At 60.2% G+C, this 16,646-nt stretch carries 14 protein-coding genes; 11 read left to right on the forward strand and 3 right to left on the reverse strand.

Going from position 1 to position 16,646, the window contains the following annotated elements; all coding sequences use genetic code 11:
• The first annotated feature begins 44 nt into the window (after positions 1-44).
• A complete protein-coding gene (locus tag PMI03_RS31690) occupies positions 45-194 on the forward strand; it encodes a hypothetical protein (protein ID WP_007694376.1) in 150 nt (49 codons plus the stop codon).
• Between the two features lie 148 nt (positions 195-342).
• Here the strand turns inward: PMI03_RS31690 and PMI03_RS14240 are convergent, their stop codons facing one another.
• Positions 343-1,134: an HpcH/HpaI aldolase/citrate lyase family protein gene (locus PMI03_RS14240; RefSeq protein ID WP_007694377.1), complete on the reverse strand. Its 792-nt coding sequence runs from the start codon at positions 1,132-1,134 to the stop codon at positions 343-345.
• Positions 1,135-1,462: 328 nt separating this feature from the next.
• On the opposite strand from PMI03_RS14240, the gene PMI03_RS14245 reads away from it, so the two are divergent.
• The 3 genes from PMI03_RS14245 (at position 1,463) to PMI03_RS14255 (ending at position 5,631) form a co-directional block, all read left to right on the forward strand.
• Positions 1,463-2,662 carry an ROK family transcriptional regulator gene (locus PMI03_RS14245; protein ID WP_007694378.1) on the forward strand — a complete coding sequence of 400 codons (1,200 nt, stop codon included), beginning with the start codon at positions 1,463-1,465 and terminating at the stop codon, positions 2,660-2,662.
• Between the two features lie 63 nt (positions 2,663-2,725).
• Positions 2,726-4,315, forward strand: a complete 1,590-nt coding sequence (gene ggt / locus PMI03_RS14250) for a gamma-glutamyltransferase (protein ID WP_007694379.1) — start codon at positions 2,726-2,728, stop codon at positions 4,313-4,315.
• Between the two features lie 599 nt (positions 4,316-4,914).
• The gene (locus PMI03_RS14255; RefSeq protein WP_007694380.1) at positions 4,915-5,631 is read left to right on the forward strand and encodes a Crp/Fnr family transcriptional regulator; all 717 of its coding nucleotides are present in this window, start codon (positions 4,915-4,917) and stop codon (positions 5,629-5,631) included.
• A gap of 434 nt (positions 5,632-6,065) precedes the next feature.
• Here PMI03_RS14255 and rhaI read toward each other — a convergent pair whose 3' ends face one another.
• Both rhaI and PMI03_RS14265 read right to left on the reverse strand, forming a co-directional pair.
• The gene (gene rhaI / locus PMI03_RS14260; RefSeq protein ID WP_007694381.1) at positions 6,066-7,358 is read right to left on the reverse strand and encodes an L-rhamnose catabolism isomerase; all 1,293 of its coding nucleotides are present in this window, start codon (positions 7,356-7,358) and stop codon (positions 6,066-6,068) included.
• A 64-nt stretch (positions 7,359-7,422) separates the two neighbouring features.
• Positions 7,423-9,519: a bifunctional rhamnulose-1-phosphate aldolase/short-chain dehydrogenase gene (locus tag PMI03_RS14265; RefSeq protein ID WP_007694382.1), complete on the reverse strand. Its 2,097-nt coding sequence runs from the start codon at positions 9,517-9,519 to the stop codon at positions 7,423-7,425.
• Between the two features lie 206 nt (positions 9,520-9,725).
• Between PMI03_RS14265 and PMI03_RS14270 the strand changes: the two genes are divergently transcribed.
• From PMI03_RS14270 to PMI03_RS14300, 7 genes are all read left to right on the forward strand, one after another.
• On the forward strand, positions 9,726-10,538 hold the full coding sequence (locus PMI03_RS14270; RefSeq protein WP_007694383.1) for a DeoR/GlpR family DNA-binding transcription regulator: 813 nt from the start codon (positions 9,726-9,728) through the stop codon (positions 10,536-10,538).
• Positions 10,539-10,591: 53 nt separating this feature from the next.
• Positions 10,592-11,587 (forward strand): rhamnose ABC transporter substrate-binding protein, encoded by a 996-nt coding sequence (rhaS, locus tag PMI03_RS14275; RefSeq protein WP_007694384.1) that lies wholly within the window; start codon positions 10,592-10,594, stop codon positions 11,585-11,587.
• Positions 11,588-11,660: 73 nt separating this feature from the next.
• Positions 11,661-13,196 (forward strand): sugar ABC transporter ATP-binding protein, encoded by a 1,536-nt coding sequence (locus PMI03_RS14280; protein ID WP_012650128.1) that lies wholly within the window; start codon positions 11,661-11,663, stop codon positions 13,194-13,196.
• Positions 13,197-13,206: 10 nt separating this feature from the next.
• Entirely contained in the window at positions 13,207-14,211 is a 1,005-nt protein-coding gene (locus PMI03_RS14285) for an ABC transporter permease (RefSeq protein WP_007694386.1), read from the forward strand.
• The gene (locus PMI03_RS14290) at positions 14,208-15,221 is read left to right on the forward strand and encodes an ABC transporter permease (protein ID WP_007694387.1); all 1,014 of its coding nucleotides are present in this window, start codon (positions 14,208-14,210) and stop codon (positions 15,219-15,221) included. The genes PMI03_RS14285 and PMI03_RS14290 overlap by 4 nt, the downstream gene beginning before the upstream one ends.
• Positions 15,218-15,544, forward strand: a complete 327-nt coding sequence (rhaM, locus tag PMI03_RS14295; protein WP_007694388.1) for an L-rhamnose mutarotase — start codon at positions 15,218-15,220, stop codon at positions 15,542-15,544. The genes PMI03_RS14290 and rhaM overlap by 4 nt, the downstream gene beginning before the upstream one ends.
• Positions 15,541-16,646, forward strand: a 1,106-nt coding sequence (locus tag PMI03_RS14300; RefSeq protein ID WP_007694389.1) for an FGGY-family carbohydrate kinase, incomplete at its 3' end; no start/stop codon positions are given. The genes rhaM and PMI03_RS14300, both read left to right, overlap by 4 nt.

The raw sequence follows: 16,646 nt of genomic DNA on the forward strand, positions 1-16,646 counted from the left end.
CAACTTTAAAGTGTATTTATTACATCCATCTACCGGAGAATATTATGGATAGATACACGAAAACCATTTTGACCGTCATCGCGGTGGCGCTGGTCGCTATCGCCGCTCAGAATGCCATTACCCCTGCAAAGGCCGTCGGCGGTGGCTGCGGCAGAGAGAATTACAATCCTTGTTGGGTTAAACTTGTAAATTAGCGCGCATCCAGCTCCGCTATTTGAAGGCAACCACCGCTGTTTGAGTTCGAAACTCGCGACATCGACGACAACTGGCTTGCTCCACATCGACGACCAGACAGGATTGCCGAAACAGTGACCCAACTAGGATCACCGTTTCGGCAGTCCATCAGGATGCGGCGAGTTTGCGCGCGGCGGCGATAGCGGTGCGGGCACCGGTGCGCAGCTGTGCCGTTTCTGCGCCAGCGATGACCAAGTCGAGACCGAGCTTCAGATATTGTCCGGCGCGTTCGCCATCGCTGCCGAAGGCGCAGATCAGCTTGCCATGGGCGCGGCAGCGCGCGAGCGCATGGCTCATCGCCTGGTCGATCGCGGCGCTATCGGGAGCAAGCCGCGCGCCGTTCGATAGCGCGATGGAGAGATCGGCCGGCCCGACGAAAATGCCATCGACGCCATCGACGGTGAGAATCTCGTCGATGGCATCGAGTGCCGTGCGGGTCTCGACCATGGCGATCGTGACGGTCAGGCTGTTGCCGCGCTGCAGATAATCGTCAGGCGCTATGCCAAAATGGTTGAGGGCCAGCGACGGTCCCCAGCTCCGCTCGCCGAGCGGCGGATATTTCGTCGCCTTGACCAGGGCGCGGGCATCATCGGCGGAATTGATCATCGGCGCGATGATGCCGGAAGCGCCGGCATCCAGAAGTCGTGAGGCGGAGGCGAAATCGCCGACCGGGATCCGCCCGATCGCCGGTTTACCGGCCAGCCGCACCTGGGCGATACCGTTGGCGGCAGACCCCATATCCCACATGCCATGCTGCATATCGAGCACGACCGCGTCGAAATCCTCTTGCGACAGGTGATTGACGAGCAATGGATCGGGCGTGCCAATCCAGGCAGAAATCATACCGCCATTTTCCCGGCGCTTCAGACGCCCGGCGAAACCGTCAATATCAATCGTCATGGTGATTTTCCTCAATAATTACCACGCCCGCAACGAGCGAGACACTTCCCTCCAAGACCTCCTTCGACAACACAAACAAGGCCCTCATCCCCACTGACAATACTCAATTCCAGCGCCTCGGCTACCCCGAAAATACAACCGGCGCCACATGCCGTACGGCGATTCAAAACCGTAGACAGCATTCAGCTATCGACTTCGTAAAGAAAACTTACCAAAATATATTGTGCGGAAGCGACAGACGAAGGAATTCACCGAAAATTGCGCAGAAAGGCCTTGACGGATTATTCGATCGCCGTAATTTGTTCTTAAAATTGACGAATTGGTGACAATGGATATATCAACCTCTATCCCCCACACCCGGCAGGCCACATCGCGTGCGGTATTGCGCACCATCTTCGAAACCGCTCCCGTATCCCGTGCCGAACTGGCCCGGCTGACCGGGCTCTCGAAACAGAGCATGTCCGAGATCGTTCGTGATCTGGAGACAGAAGGCTGGCTCCGTGTCACTGGCCGCACCCAAGGCTCAGTCGGGCGGAGTGCGGTGACTTATGAGCTGGAACCGCGCAAGGCCTTCGTCTTCGGCGCCGATGTCGGCGGCACAAAGATCCATGCGGCGTTGGCCGGCCTTACGGGCGATATCATCGAAGAGGCCATCGAGGGCACGGATGCGCGCGGCGGCGAACATGTCATCGAGCAAATCGCCCGCATGCATCAAGCGCTGCTGCAGAAATCCGGCATTGCCGCGAAATCCGTGGCAATGGGCGCGATCGGCATTCCCGGCGCCATCCACCCGAAAACCAGGCGATTGGCGATGGTGCCGAACATTCCCGGCCTAACGGAACTGACCCTAGAGGATAGTCTGCGCAACAGGCTGGGTCTCGACATCCTCATCGACAACGACGTCAACCTGGCCGCCCTTGGCGAGCAATGGCGCGGTGACGGCCGCAGCATCGACAATTTCGTCTTCGTGGCGCTCGGCACCGGCATTGGCATGGGGATCATCAACGAAGGCCGCCTCATCCGCGGCGCGCGTGGAGCAGCTGGCGAGATATCCACATTGCCGATCGGCGCCGATCCCTTCGATTCCCGCAGTTTTGCCGCCGGCGCGCTGGAATCGTCGATCGGCAGCGTCGCCATCCGTGGCCGTTATGAAGCGCTCGGCGGCACGCCTGGCCTGAGCGTGCGTGACATGTTCGAGCGCGAGGACGACCCGGTCGCCGCGATCGTGATCGACGAAGTGGCGCGTCTCGTCGCCACATCGCTTGTTGCCATCGCCGCCGTGGTCGATCCGGAAAGGGTGATTTTCGGCGGCAGCGTCGGCGCTAGGCCCGAATTGGTCGAGCGGATCATCTTCTATCTGTCACGCTGCGTGCCGGTGCCGCTCTCCTGCACCATCAGCCCGCTTGGCAGCAAGGCCGGCCTGATCGGCGCCATTGCCGCAGCACTCGACCGATTTCGCGCAACACTGTTCGAAATTCCAGGACGCGGAGAGCACGGTAAGGGTTCCATCACGGAAAAAACACCCTAAAACGATGGAGAGGACGCGATCGATCGCGAACGCGAATAGGACAGATAGAGGACGTTGAGAGACATGCAGCAGCGGGATTTTTTCAAGCCAGGCCGTTCGGTCGCCGTTTCCGACAGGGGCATGGCCGCAACCTCGCATCCGCTGGCAACCCTTGCCGCCGTCGACATCCTGCGGGCGGGCGGTAGTGCGGTGGATGCGGCAGTCGCCGCGGTTGCGCTGCAATCCGTTATCGACCCGCACATGACCGGCATCGGCGGCGACTGCTTTGCCCTCTATAGCGCAGCCGGCGGCACGCCGGTGGCGCTCAACGGGTCCGGGCGCGCGCCACAAAAGGCGAAACTCGACTATTTCCTCGAAAAAGGCTTCACCGCCATTCCCGACGACAGCCCGCATGCGGTCACCATTCCCGGCGCCATCGACGCCTGGTGCCGGCTGATCGGCGCCTACGGCCGCTTCGACATGGGCCGCGTGCTCGCACCGGCGATCGCGGCAGCCGAAGAAGGCTATTGCATCACGCCGCGCGTCGAACTCGACTGGCACCGCTACAGCAGCCGCGTCGCAAAACATGCGGCTTCAGCAGCTTATTTCCTGCCGCATGGCCGGGCGCCACGAACCGGTGAACGCATGATCAACCCGGCGCTCGCCGCCACTTTGAAAGCCGTTGCTAAGGATGGTCGCGACGCCTTCTATCGTGGCGCGGTGGCCGAGGAGATCACCCAGGTTCTGCAATCGCTCGGCGGCCTGCATGAGGAAAGCGATTTCGCCGACTACAAGGCGTTCGAGACCACGCCGATCTCCGGCAAGTTCCGCGGCCGCGACCTCTTCGAATGCCCTCCAAATGGCCAGGGCTTGGCGGCCCTCTTGATCACCCGCATCCTCGATGGCTTCGATCTGCGCGATCCCAAGCTCTCGGAAGCCGACCGTATCCACCTGCACGCCGAAGCCACCAAAGCCGGCTACGCCATGCGCGACCAACTGATCAGCGATCCGGACTACCTAACCTTCGACATCGGCGAGTTGTTGTCCGACCGCTCGATTGCCGCCATGCGCGCGAAAATCAGTCTCGAACGCGCAGCCGACGCCGCTATCTGGGATGGACCGACACACAGGGATACGGTCTATGTTTCCGTCGTCGATCGCGACGGCAATGCGATCTCACTGATCAACTCGGTGTTCATGCCCTTCGGCAGCGGTATCTACGCACCACGCTCCGGTGTGCTGCTGCAGAACCGTGGTGCTGGCTTCGTCGTCAAGCCGGGACATCCGAACGCCATCGGCCCCGGCAAGCTGCCCTTCCACACCATCATCCCGGCGATGCTGATGGAGAACGGCAAGGTACGCATGAGCTTCGGGGTCATGGGCGGGCAATATCAGGCGGCCGGCCATGCCCATATGCTGACGCAGATCCTCGACCGCGATCTCGATCCGCAGCAGGCAAGCGATCAGCCACGCAGCTTCTGCTTCGGCGGCAAGCTGTCGCTGGAACCGACGATCTCGCAAGAGACCAAACGGGATCTTGAGCGGCGCGGTCACATCACCGAATGGGCGGACGAGCCGATCGGCGGCGCGCAGGCGATCATGATCGATCACGAGCGCGGCGTCCTGCTCGGCGCTTCCGATCACCGCAAGGACGGGGTCGCGCTGGGATATTGAGCTTGGCGGGGGGGATATCACAGTATTTTTCGCGCTAAGCTTGCGTTTAATCGAAGACGCGCAATGCACGGATCGTTTTGAATGGGTTTCAATGGCAGAGTCGTCTCCCCCGCCATTGCGGTGACGAAGGAGACCACCCTAAGCCTCCCCGCATAAGGCCCAGATTACCTTTGTCCGATACCGGACAAAAGTCTACCTTCTCGGCTACATTTAAGTCGAATTGCGCACATCAATTTGCCAACATAGCCACTGGCAAGATTTTTTACTTCCGAATATTCGGAAAAACGACAGAACGCTCGATCTAAGTTGCGTGATTTCCTGGCATAGGTCGATTTATAACATCGATATCAAGGGGCGTTTTGGCCAAGCAGGCCCAAGCCCGGCATCGCGTCGTCCGAGAATTTCACATTAGCCGCAGCTTCGGTCCGCCGACACATTTTTTGTTCGGTATCGTGCAGAGACTCCGCGCTAGCTTGCGCATTTTTTTCGATAAACATAAATCGAACACTATCAGAGACTAGGATTGTTTGATCGTCCGTAGACTTTATGGCGCGGCCGACTGGGAGACCCGATTGCTCTTGCCCTTACGAGGAGAGAGCATGTCCCCGCCAAAAAAATCAGAGATTCGTAATACGCTTTTAAGGTCCTTGTCCGATCAGGACTTCGATCATATTGCGTCTCATCTTGAGGGCATTGATCTTCCCAAACGGTTCATGATCACAACGCCTGATAGGATCAGCGACTACATCTATTTTCTCGAATCGGGGATCGGATCGGTCGTGGTACGCGCTCCCGAAGGCAAGAGCGCCGAGATAGGCGTCTTCGGTCGCGAGGGGTTTTCCCCGACGGCGGTCCTTCAAGGGTCTGAGTCGGCACCCTTCTCGATATTTATGCAGGTCGCCGGCGCAGGATACCGCATCCAAAACGCGCGCATTCTGGCAGCAGCGAGCGATAGGCTCGAGCTGCGCAATCTGCTTTTAAGGTACGTCCAGGCCGCATCGATTCAAACGGCCTATACCGCATTCTCGAACGCCGCAGACCAGATCGAGCAACGCTTGGCGCGTTGGCTTTTGATGTGTCACGATCGCACCGACGGAGACAAGATCGACCTTACCCATGACTTTCTGGCCGTCATGCTTGCGGTCCGTCGCCAAAGCGTCACGACAACGCTGCACGTTCTTGAGGGAAAGCATCTTATCGTCTCTCAACGAGGCTTCGTTGCGATTAGAGATCGCGTCGGGCTGGAGGCCCTTGCAGGGAGCTCCTATGGAGTGCCGGAACGCGAATATCGAAGGCTGATCAGTCAGACCGGTTGAATTGGGCCGGAAAGTAAAGTGATGTCGGCCCTGCGTCTGTTGCGCCTCATCTCGGAAATTCGGGCTCTCAGACCGTGTGCCGTTGGATCATTTACTGTCGGCACTCCTGAACCAGGATCTGCCGACACATTGATGACGGATCGACTCAATTGTATCCTAAGCCTGCAACAATCAGTGAGATATCCCACTGAAAGAAATCGAGATCAAGGGTAACGAGGCTGCTCTTGCGACTTTGATCGAACGTGCCATCGACGACAACGGCACCATCTTCCGGTGTCACGGCGAACGTGTCGCCGTGATCCTGCCTTGTGACAAATCTCAAGAAATGAAAACGCTGCCGTCCTTCGGATGGCTCCTCGCCAATGCGCCACTCGAGGATGACGACCTTTCGGTGAGAAAGCCGGCTCGTCCCCAGCTACCCGCGTTTTATTCTCTCAGACAATCCCGCCGCTACCGCCAACGGAAGCCGGACGCTCGCTCGCAACCTTTTTCCGATAGCCGCTCGCCCGATAGGCCGCGACCGGATCGATGGCGCCGCCGGTGCGGCGACGGGCTTCTGCGAGGATCGGCTCGACATCGGCGCGATAGGCTCGCTTCAGCGTTTCCGATGCCATCAGCGCGTCATTGGTATCCTGATAGCCCGCCAATGCTTTGCGGTCGACGATCAGCGCCTGCGCATAGGCGCGGCGGATTTCGTTGGCGCTGGAGATCAGACTTTCGATCGGGTCGGTGACATTGTGCGACTGGTCGATCATATGCGCCGGATTGAAGTCGTTGACGCCGCGCTGCTCCGCATCGATCAGTTCATTGAAGACAAGGAACAGGCGGTAGGGCTCGATCGCGCCGGCGTCGAGATCGTCGTCGCCATATTTGGAATCGTTGAAGTGGAAGCCGCCGAGCTTGCCGAACTGGATAAGGCGGGCGACGATCATTTCGATATTGGTGTTTGGCGCGTGGTGGCCGAGATCGACGAGGCACTGGGCTTTGGGCCCAAGCGTCTGCGCGATCAGGTAGTTGGTGCCCCAGTCCTGCACGACACTGGAATAGAAGGCCGGCTCGTACATCTTGTGTTCGGAAAACAGCCGCCAGTCGTCCGGCAGCGCCTTGTAGATGTCCGCCATGGCCGCGAGATAGCGCTCGAACGCCCGGGTGAAATTGCTCTGGCCGGGGAAATTCGAGCCGTCGCCGACCCAGACGGTCAGCGCCTTGGATCCAATGGCCTTGCCGATCTCGATGCATTCGAGATTGTGCTCGACGGCCTGCGCGCGGGTTGCCGCGTCGACATGGCTGAGCGAGCCGTATTTGTAGGAATGCGCTTGGCCGGGGGCATCGGAGAAGGTGTTGGAGTTCATGGCGTCGAAGCCGAGGCCGAGCGCATCGCCCTTTGCCCTCAGTTCCCTGGCATCCGCCTTGTCCCATGGGATATGGAGCGACACATTTGGGGTTGCCCGCGTCAACTGGTTGATGACGGCGCAATCGTCAAGCTTGTCGAAGATACCGCGCGGCTCACCGGTGCTCGGAAAGCGGGCAAAGCGCGTGCCGCCCGTCCCGACGCCCCAGGAAGGAATGGCGACGAAAAATTCGGAGACCTTCTTCGTGATATTCTCGATATCCACGCCACGGCGGGCAAGTGTCGCGCCCAATGCCTCATAATCGGATGTCAGCGCGGCGGCGCGCTTGTCATTTTCAGCAGCGACCAGATCCGGCGCAATTCTAAACTCAGCCATTCTTTCCTCCCAAAAAGCGAAGGCTCACGTCGGCATTGTCCCGGCCGGCGCAAGCCGAATGATATCAGCGCGTGAAGCTCTGCGCGTTGCCGGCGTCGACGTTGATGATATTGCCGGTCGACTTGGCGGAAAGGTCCGAAGCCAGGAAATAGATTGCCTCAGCAATATCCTCCGGGAAGACATTGAGCTTCAGCATCGAGCGCTTGCGGTAATGTTCCTCCAGATCGTCCACCTCGATCTTCGAGGAGGCGGCGCGCTGTTCGCGCCATTCGCCATTCCAGATCTTCGAGCCGCGCAGAACCGCATCGGGATTGACCGTGTTGACGCGAATACCCGCATCCGCGCCTTCCAGCGCCAGGCAGCGAGCCAGATGGATCTCCGCGGCCTTGGCCGTGCAATAGGCGGCGGCATTCGGCGACGAAGCCAAACCATTCTTCGAGGCGACGAAGACAATATTACCGCCGATATTCTGGCGGCGGAACAGACGGAAGGCTTCGCGCGAAACGAGGAAGTAGCCGGTGGCGAGAATGTCGATATTGCGATTCCACATCGAAAGCTCCGTGCTTTCGATCGGCGCGGAGGAGGCAATGCCGGCATTGGACACGAGGATATCGATGCCGCCGAACTCGACGCAGGCTTCCGCGAAGGAGGAGATGACCCCCTCTTCCTTGGTCACATCTAGCTTAACGCTGCGCACCGCGTCGGCGCCGTATTTCTTGGCGAAATCGGCTTGCGTGTTCTCAAGCGCCGCCTGATCGATATCCGCCAGCACGACGCAGGCGCCCTCGTCCACCAGACGCGCCGCCGTGGCGCGGCCGATGCCGCCGGCACCGCCGGTGACGAAGGCGACGCGGCCGGCAAGGCTCTTCGGCTTCGGCATGCGCTGCAGCTTTGCCTCTTCCAGCAACCAATATTCGATATCGAAAGCTTCCTGCTCCGGCAGACCCTGATATTCGGACACGGTGGAAGCGCCGCGCATGACGTTGATGGCATTGACGTAGAATTCGCCGGCAATACGCGCCGTCGCCTTGTCGCGGGCAAAAGACAGCAGGCCGACGCCCGGCACCAGGAAGATCACCGGATTGGGATCGCGCATGGCGGGCGAATTGTCGTGCTTGCAGTCATTGTAATAGCGAGCGTAGTCGGCGCGATAGTCTTCCAGCGCCTTGTCGAGACCGGCGATGATGGCATCGACATCCGGCTTGGCCGGATCGAAATCGACGATCAGCGGGCGGATCTTAGTGCGCAGGAAGTGGTCCGGGCAACTGGTGCCGAGTGCGCCGAGCGGGCGCAAATCCTTGGAATTGACGAATTCGAGCACGGCGTCCTGATCGTCGAAGTCACCGAGCTTGCGCTCCGCCTTACCGATGCGGCCACGGATTTCCGGCATCAGCCGGGCGGCGATCGCGCGGCGCGCGGCTTGCGGCAGGCTCTGGACCGCTGCACCACCGAAAATGGTCTTGCCCTCGGTCTTTGCCGCAAACCATTGAATGGCCTTGTTGATAATCGCGAGCGTCAGCTCATAGCAATCCTTGGCATCGTTGGCCCAGGTGAAAAGACCATGACTTTCGAGCACGACGCCCTTGGCGTTCGGGTGCGCCTTGACGAAGGCTTCGAGATCAAGGCCGAGCTGGAAACCGGGGCGGCGCCAGGGCAGCCAGCCAATGTCGTCGCCGAATATTTCGCGGGTAAGTTCGCGAGAGTTCTTGGAGGCGGCGATCGCGATGATCGCGTCAGGATGCATGTGGTCGACATGGGTGAAGGGCACGAAACCATGCAGCGGCGTATCGATGGAGGCGGCGCGGGCATTGAGATTGTAGGTGCAATGCGGCAGGAAGCCGACCATGCGATCCTCGTCGGCAACACCCTTGTAGATGCCCTTGAGGCTGTCGAGCTTGTCCTGATAGAGCGTGGCGAAACCATCGAGCTTGATGGTGCCGACGTCGCCGCCGGAACCCTTGACCCAGAGGATCTTGACCTTCTCGCCGGTCAGCGGATCGGTTTCCATGACCTTGGCCGACGTGTTGCCGCCACCGTAATTGGTGATACGCTTGTCGGCGCCAAGCAGATTGGAGCGGTAGAGCAACTTGCCCGGCTCGTCGAGCTTGGCCGCGTAGGCGTCATCCCAACGATTGTCCAGAAGTCGAACCTCAGCCGTCATGTCATCCTCCCATGGAATCATCATTTGCGAGCGCACCAAAACCACGGCGCCGCCCCGTTACGATCAGGATATCGCTCACAGAGAGTCGTTTTGTCAATCGAAAACGATCATATTTGATAATGTTGCGATGCAATATGAAAGTTTATGATCGTTTATGATTGACACTCTGCCATATTTACGGAATAACCGCCAACAAGGAGGAACCGATGCACGAACGCGAACGCCATCGCATCATTTTGAGCGCCGTACAGGAAAAACCTGTGGTGACGATTCAGGATATTTCTGAATTAACCGAGGCCTCTGAAGCGACGATCCGCCGTGATATCGCGGCCCTGCATGTGCAGGGAAAGATCCGGCGCGTGCGCGGCGGCGCCGAATCCATCCATCCTCCGCAGCTCGGCAATCTGGCCGGCCGCCCCTTCCGCGTTTCGGAAGGCGTCAATATCGATAAGAAACGCGCAATAGCGCGCAAAGCTGCCGAATTGTGCAATCCGGGCGACGCCATCATCATCAATGGCGGCACGACGACATTCCAGCTCGTGCACTATATTTCGGCCTTCCGGCTGCAGGTGATGACCAATTCCTTCGCGATCGCCGAACATCTGGTCAAGCATTCGAAAAATACGGTGACGGTTCCGGGCGGCGCGATCTATCGCGAGCAGAGCCTGATCCTGTCACCCTTCGACAACGACACAACGCGGAATTTCTACGCACGGCGCATGTTCATCGGTGCGCAGGGCGTCGGCCCGCTCGGCATCATGGAGGCGGACGCGCTGCTGATCCAGAGCGAGCAGAAGCTGATGCGCCAGGCCGACGAGATGATCGTCATGGTCGATTCCAGCAAATTCAAGCAGCGCTCCAGCCTGATCCTGTGCCCGCTCGAACAGGTGACGACCATCATCACCGACGACGGCATTTCGGCGGAGACCGTAAGGATGATTGAGGATGCGGGCGTATCCCTGATCATAACAAGCGTTTCGGCACAGGCCGAAGAGGAGGATTCCCCATCAGTCGCGTGAGGTGCGCGTCTATGGCGGAGTGAGCATAGACTATCAACTTGGGAGGAAGAGACATGAATATTGCAAAGAAACTGGCGGTTGGCGTCGCGCTTGCCGCAGCACTGATGGCTGGGACGGCAAGTGCGAAGGACATCAAGATCGGCCTCGTGGTGAAGTCGCTCGGCAACGGCTTCTTCGAAGCGGCCAATAAGGGCGCACAGGAAGCCGCCAAGGAACTCGGCGGCGTCCAGGTGATCTACACCGGCCCGACCTCGACGACGGCCGAAGGCCAGATCGAAGTCATCAACTCGCTGATCGCACAGGGCGTTGACGCCATCGCCATCTCCGCCAACGATCCGGACGCTGTGGTCCCTGCCCTCAAGAAGGCAACGCAGCGCGGCATCAAGGTTATCTCCTGGGACTCCGGCGTGGCTCCGGCCGGCCGCATCCTGCAGCTGAACCCGTCCTCGAATGCGCTGATCGGCAAGATGTGCCTGACGCTCGCCAAGGATCATCTTGACGGCGGCAAGGGCGATTTCGCCATCCTGTCGGCCACCACCACCTCGACCAACCAGAACATCTGGATCGGCGAGATGAAGAAGCAGCTGAAGGACTTCCCCGGCCTCAACCTCGTCACCACCGTCTATGGCGACGACCTCTCGGACAAGAGCTACCGCGAAGCCCAGGGCCTCCTGACCTCGCATCCGGAAGTCAAGGTCATCGTCGCTCCGACGACCGTCGGCGTGCTCGCCGCTTCGCAGGCCGTCAAGGATGCCGGCAAGATCGGCAAGGTCTACGTGACCGGTCTCGGCCTGCCGTCCGAAATGGCCGGCGCCATCAAGTCGGGCGCCACGAAGGAATTCGCAATCTGGAACCCGATCGACCTCGGCTATTCGGCAACGCAGATCGCTTATCGCCTCGTCAAGGGTGAGACCACCGGCAAGCCGGGCAGCGAGATCAATGCCGGCCGCATGGGCAAGATCAAGGTCGGCGAGAACAGCGAAGCCGCCATGGCCGATCCCTTCGTCTACAACGCTTCGAATATCGATCAGTTCTCCAAGGTTTTCTGATCGAAGCCTTGTTCGTAGCCCTCCGGCGGCCTCGGCCGCCGGACCTGGTTTCACCCTATCCGGTACATTGCTGATGACCACAGTCCTTCAACGACCCGCCACAGGTACGCCAATGGTGGACAGTACAGCCATTCTGGAAATGCGCGGCATTTCGCAGATCTTTCCCGGCGTGAAGGCGCTCGACGGCGTCAGCATCTCGCTTTATCCCGGCAAGGTCACCGCGCTCATCGGCGAAAACGGCGCCGGCAAGTCGACACTCGTCAAGATCCTCACCGGCATCTACCGCCCGAACGAAGGTGAAGTCCTTGTCGATGGCAAGCCGACCACCTTTCACAACGCCCAGGCCGCCATCGACGCCGGCGTTACCGCCATTCACCAGGAAACCGTGCTCTTCGATGAGCTGACGGTTGCTGAAAACATCTTTCTCGGCCACGCGCCGCGCACGAAATTCCGCACCATCGACTGGAAGACGATGAACAGCCGCGCAAGGCAGCTGCTGGAATCGCTGGAAAGCACCATCGATCCCTCGATCCGCCTGAAGGACCTCTCCATCGCGCAGCGCCATCTCGTGGCGATCGCCCGCGCGCTGTCGATCGAGGCCCGCATCGTCATCATGGACGAGCCGACCGCGGCTCTCTCCCGCAAGGAGATCGACGATCTCTTCCGCATCGTCGGCAACCTGAAGGCCCAGGGCAAGGCCATCCTCTTCATCAGCCACAAGTTCGATGAGGTTTATGAGATAGCAGACAACTTCGTCGTCTTCCGAGACGGCCGCGCTGTCGGCCATGGCCGGCTGAAGGAAACGCCGCAGGACGAGATCGTCCGCATGATGGTCGGCCGTGACGTCAAGGATGCCTTCCCGAAGGTGCCCGTCACGATCGGCGACACCGTGCTCGAAGTCGCGAATTATTGCCACCGTACCGAATTCCGCGACATTTCCTTCAAGCTGCGTCGCGGCGAGATTCTGGGCGTCTACGGCCTGATCGGCGCCGGCCGCTCCGAGCTCTGTCAATCGCTGTTTGGCATCACCCGGCCGCTTTCCGGCAAGCTGACACTGAACGGCGAGGACATCCGTATTCATTCGCCGCAGGACGCTATCCGTGCCGGCATTGTCTATGTGCCGGAGGAACGCGGCCGCCACGGCCTGGCGTTGCCCATGCCGATCTATCAGAACATGTCGCTGCCCTCGCTCGGGCGCACCTCGCGCAAGGGCTTCCTGAAAGCGGCCGACGAATTTGCGCTCGCCCGTAAATATGCCGAGCGACTGGATCTGCGCGCCGCAGCCCTGTCAGTGCCGGTCGGCACGTTGTCGGGCGGCAACCAGCAGAAAGTCGTCATCGGCAAATGGCTGGCGACACAGCCGAAGATCATCATCCTCGACGAGCCGACCAAGGGCATCGACATCGGCTCCAAGGCCGCCGTTCACGGCTTCATCAGCGAACTGGCGGCTGAGGGCCTCAGCATCATCATGATCTCCTCCGAACTCCCCGAGATTCTCGGCATGTCGGATCGAGTTCTCGTGATGAAAGAGGGGCTATCGGCCGGACTGTTCGACCGCGACGGGCTGACACCTGAAACACTGGTGCGCGCCGCCACGGGCAATGCATAGGGAGGGTTGGATGCCACGCATCCTCAAAAGACGCGAAACGCTGCTCTTCGCCATCATCATCGTGATGATCGCCGGCTTTGCGACGCGCGCGGCCGGCTTTGCCGAGCCCAGTAATCTCGCCAATATCTTCAACGACACATCGATCCTGATCATCCTGGCGCTCGCGCAGATGACCGTCATTCTGACGAAATCGATCGATCTTTCCGTCGCCGCCAATCTCGCCTTCACCGGTATGGCCGTCGCCATGCTGAATGCCGCCTATCCCGACCTGCCGCTGATCGTTCTGGTGATCACCGCCATCGTCATGGGCGCAGCGCTCGGCGCCATCAACGGCTATCTCGTCTGGGCGCTGGAAATCCCGCCGATCGTCGTGACCCTCGGCACGCTCACCATCTATCGCGGCATGGCCTTCGTGCTGTCCGGCGGCGCCTGGGTCAATGCCCATCAGTTTACGCCGGAATTCCTCAGCGTACCGCGCACGCCGCTGCTCGGCCTGCCGGTGCTCGCCTGGATCGGCATTGCCATCGTGCTGATGATGTATTTCGTGCTGCGTTATACGCGGTTCGGTCGCTCGGCTTATGCCAGCGGCGGCAATCCGGTCGCGGCCGTCTATGCCGGCATCGATGTCGGCTGGACGCGCTTCCTCGCCTTCGTACTGTCGGGTGCGCTGGCTGGCCTCTGCGGCTATCTCTGGGTATCGCGCTATGCCGTCGCCTACGTCGACATTGCCAACGGCTTCGAGCTGGACAGCGTAGCCGCCTGCGTCATCGGCGGCATCTCGATTGCCGGCGGTGTCGGCTCGGTCGCCGGCACCGTGCTCGGTGCACTCTTCCTCGGCGTCATCAAGAACGCCCTGCCCGTCATCGGCATTTCGCCATTCACGCAGATGGCGATTTCCGGCACCGTCATCATCCTCGCCGTCGTCTTCAATGCCCGGCGCGAACGCAATCGCGGCCGCATCATCCTTCGGGATCAGGCGGCGAAGGAAGCCTCGATCAAGGAGGTCGCCGCATGAGTATCGTTTCTGACGCAACCACGGAAAAACGCAGCATTCCCGACCGTCTCGGCACGCCGTTCAAACGGATCCTGGCAAGCTGGGAAGTGCTGCTGTTCGGCGTCGCCATCGCGATTTTCATCTTCAATTCGCTGGCGTCGCCCTACTTCCTCGACCCGTATAACCTCTCGGATGCGACCTTCAACTTCACTGAGAAGGCAATGATCGCCTTTGCCATGGCGCTGCTGGTCATCGCCGGCGAAATCGACCTGTCGGTTGCCGCCATCATCGCGCTTGCCTCGACCGCCATGGGGGCAGCGGCACAGGCCGGCGTCGACACGGTTGGCCTCGTTGCCATCGGGCTCGGCGTCGGGTTGCTCTGCGGGCTCTTCAACGGCTTCCTTGTGTCCGGGCTGAAACTGCCCTCGATCGTCGTCACAATCGGCACGATGAGCCTGTTTCGCGGCATCTCCTATATCGTGCTGGGCGACCAGGCCTACGGCAACTACCCCGACAGCTTCGCCTATTTCGGCCAGGGCTATGTCGTCTGGGTCTTCTCGTTCGAATTCGTCCTCTTCATCGTGCTGGCGATCGTCTTCGCGATCTTGCTGCATGCCACCAATTTCGGCCGGCAGGTCTATACGATTGGCAACAATGATTTTGCCGCGCGCTTTTCCGGCATTCCGGTCGAGCGGGTCAAATTCATCCTGTTCCTGCTGACTGGCCTGATGAGCGGTATCGCCGCCGTATGCCTCACCTCCCGCCTCGGTTCGACACGCCCGTCGATCGCGCTCGGCTGGGAGCTGGAAGTCGTGACCATGGTCGTGCTCGGCGGCGTTTCGATCCTCGGCGGCTCCGGCACGATCGGCGGCGTCGTCATCGCTGCCTTCGTCATGGGGCTGGTGACCTTCGGCCTCGGTCTTCTCAACGTGCCCGGCATCGTCATGTCGATCTTCATCGGCCTGCTCCTGATCATCACCATCGCCCTACCGATCGTCGCAAAACGCATCAAGACCATGAGCTCCAAATGACCGCATCTCTCGAACGCCACGCCTTCAAGATGAAGCTCAATCCCGGCATGGAGCTCGAATACAGAAAGCGCCATGACGAGATCTGGCCGGAACTGGTCGAGCTGCTGCACCAGGCCGGCGCCAGCGACTATTCCATCCATCTCGACCGCGAGACGAACACGCTGTTCGGCGTCCTGACGCGGCCTAGAGATCACACGATGGCGAGCCTTCCCGATCATCCCGTCATGAAAAAGTGGTGGGCGCACATGGCCGATATCATGGCGACCAATTCAGACAATTCGCCGGTTCAGAGCGATCTCGTCACGGTCTTTCATCTGCCATGACCGATCATCGCCAAAGCTATCGCCGCATTGCCGTTCTCGACATCGGAAAAACCAATGCCAAGGTGGTGGTGCTCGACGCGTACAGCGGCGCCGAGATCGCCGCCGTAAAAACGACCAACACGGTGCTGAAGACCGGTCCCTATCCGCACTACGACATCGAGCGGCTGTGGGATTTCGTCATCGGGGCACTGAAGGGCTTTGCTCAGGCTCCCGGCTTCGATGCAATATCGATCACCACCCATGGTGCCTCGGCCGTACTTCTTGCGGCTGACGGCGGTCTTACCTTGCCGGTGCTCGACTATGAGCACGTCTATCCGGACGCTGTGCAGCAGGCTTACGAGCGCCTGCGGCCGCCCTTCAGCGAGACCTTTTCGCCGAAGCTTTCGGGCGGGCTCAATGTCGGCGCGCAGATCCATTATCAGAAGAGCCAGTTCCCGGACGATTTTGCCCGCGTCCGCGCCATCCTCACCTATCCGCAATATTGGGCCTTCCGGCTAACCGGCGTTGCCGCCAACGAAGTCACCTCGCTGGGTTGCCATACCGACTTTTGGAATCCGACGACCGGAGCCTATTCCTCGCTGGTAGATACGCTCGGCATTCGTCCATTAATGGCATCGATCCGCTCCGCCTTCGACGCTCTCGGGCCAATCCTGCCCAGGATCGCCACGGAGATCGGCGTCGATGCGCCGGTTCCGGTCTATTGCGGCATCCACGATTCCAACGCCTCGCTGCTGCCGCATCTGGTGGAGAATGAGATACCCTTCGCCGTCGTGTCGACCGGCACCTGGGTGATCAGCTTCGCCGTCGGCGGCGATCTCGAGCATCTCGATCCGACCCGCGATGCCCTCGCCAATGTCGATGCCTATGGCCGCGCCGTCCCCTCCTCACGCTTCATGGGCGGGCGGGAGTTTGAGATTCTCGCCGGCGAGATCGGGCAGGCGGATCCCAATGCTATCGAAGCTTCGCTCGAAACCGTGATCGGCAAGAGCATCATGCTGCTGCCGAACGTGGTCGAGGGATCCGGCCCCTTCCCCGGCAAAAAGATGCGCTGGATCGGCGATGTACCGGCAAGCCCGGCGGAACGGCTCCCGGCCGCCAGCCT

This window comes from Rhizobium sp. AP16 (assembly GCF_000281735.1).
Lineage (GTDB): Bacteria > Pseudomonadota > Alphaproteobacteria > Rhizobiales > Rhizobiaceae > Rhizobium > Rhizobium rhizogenes.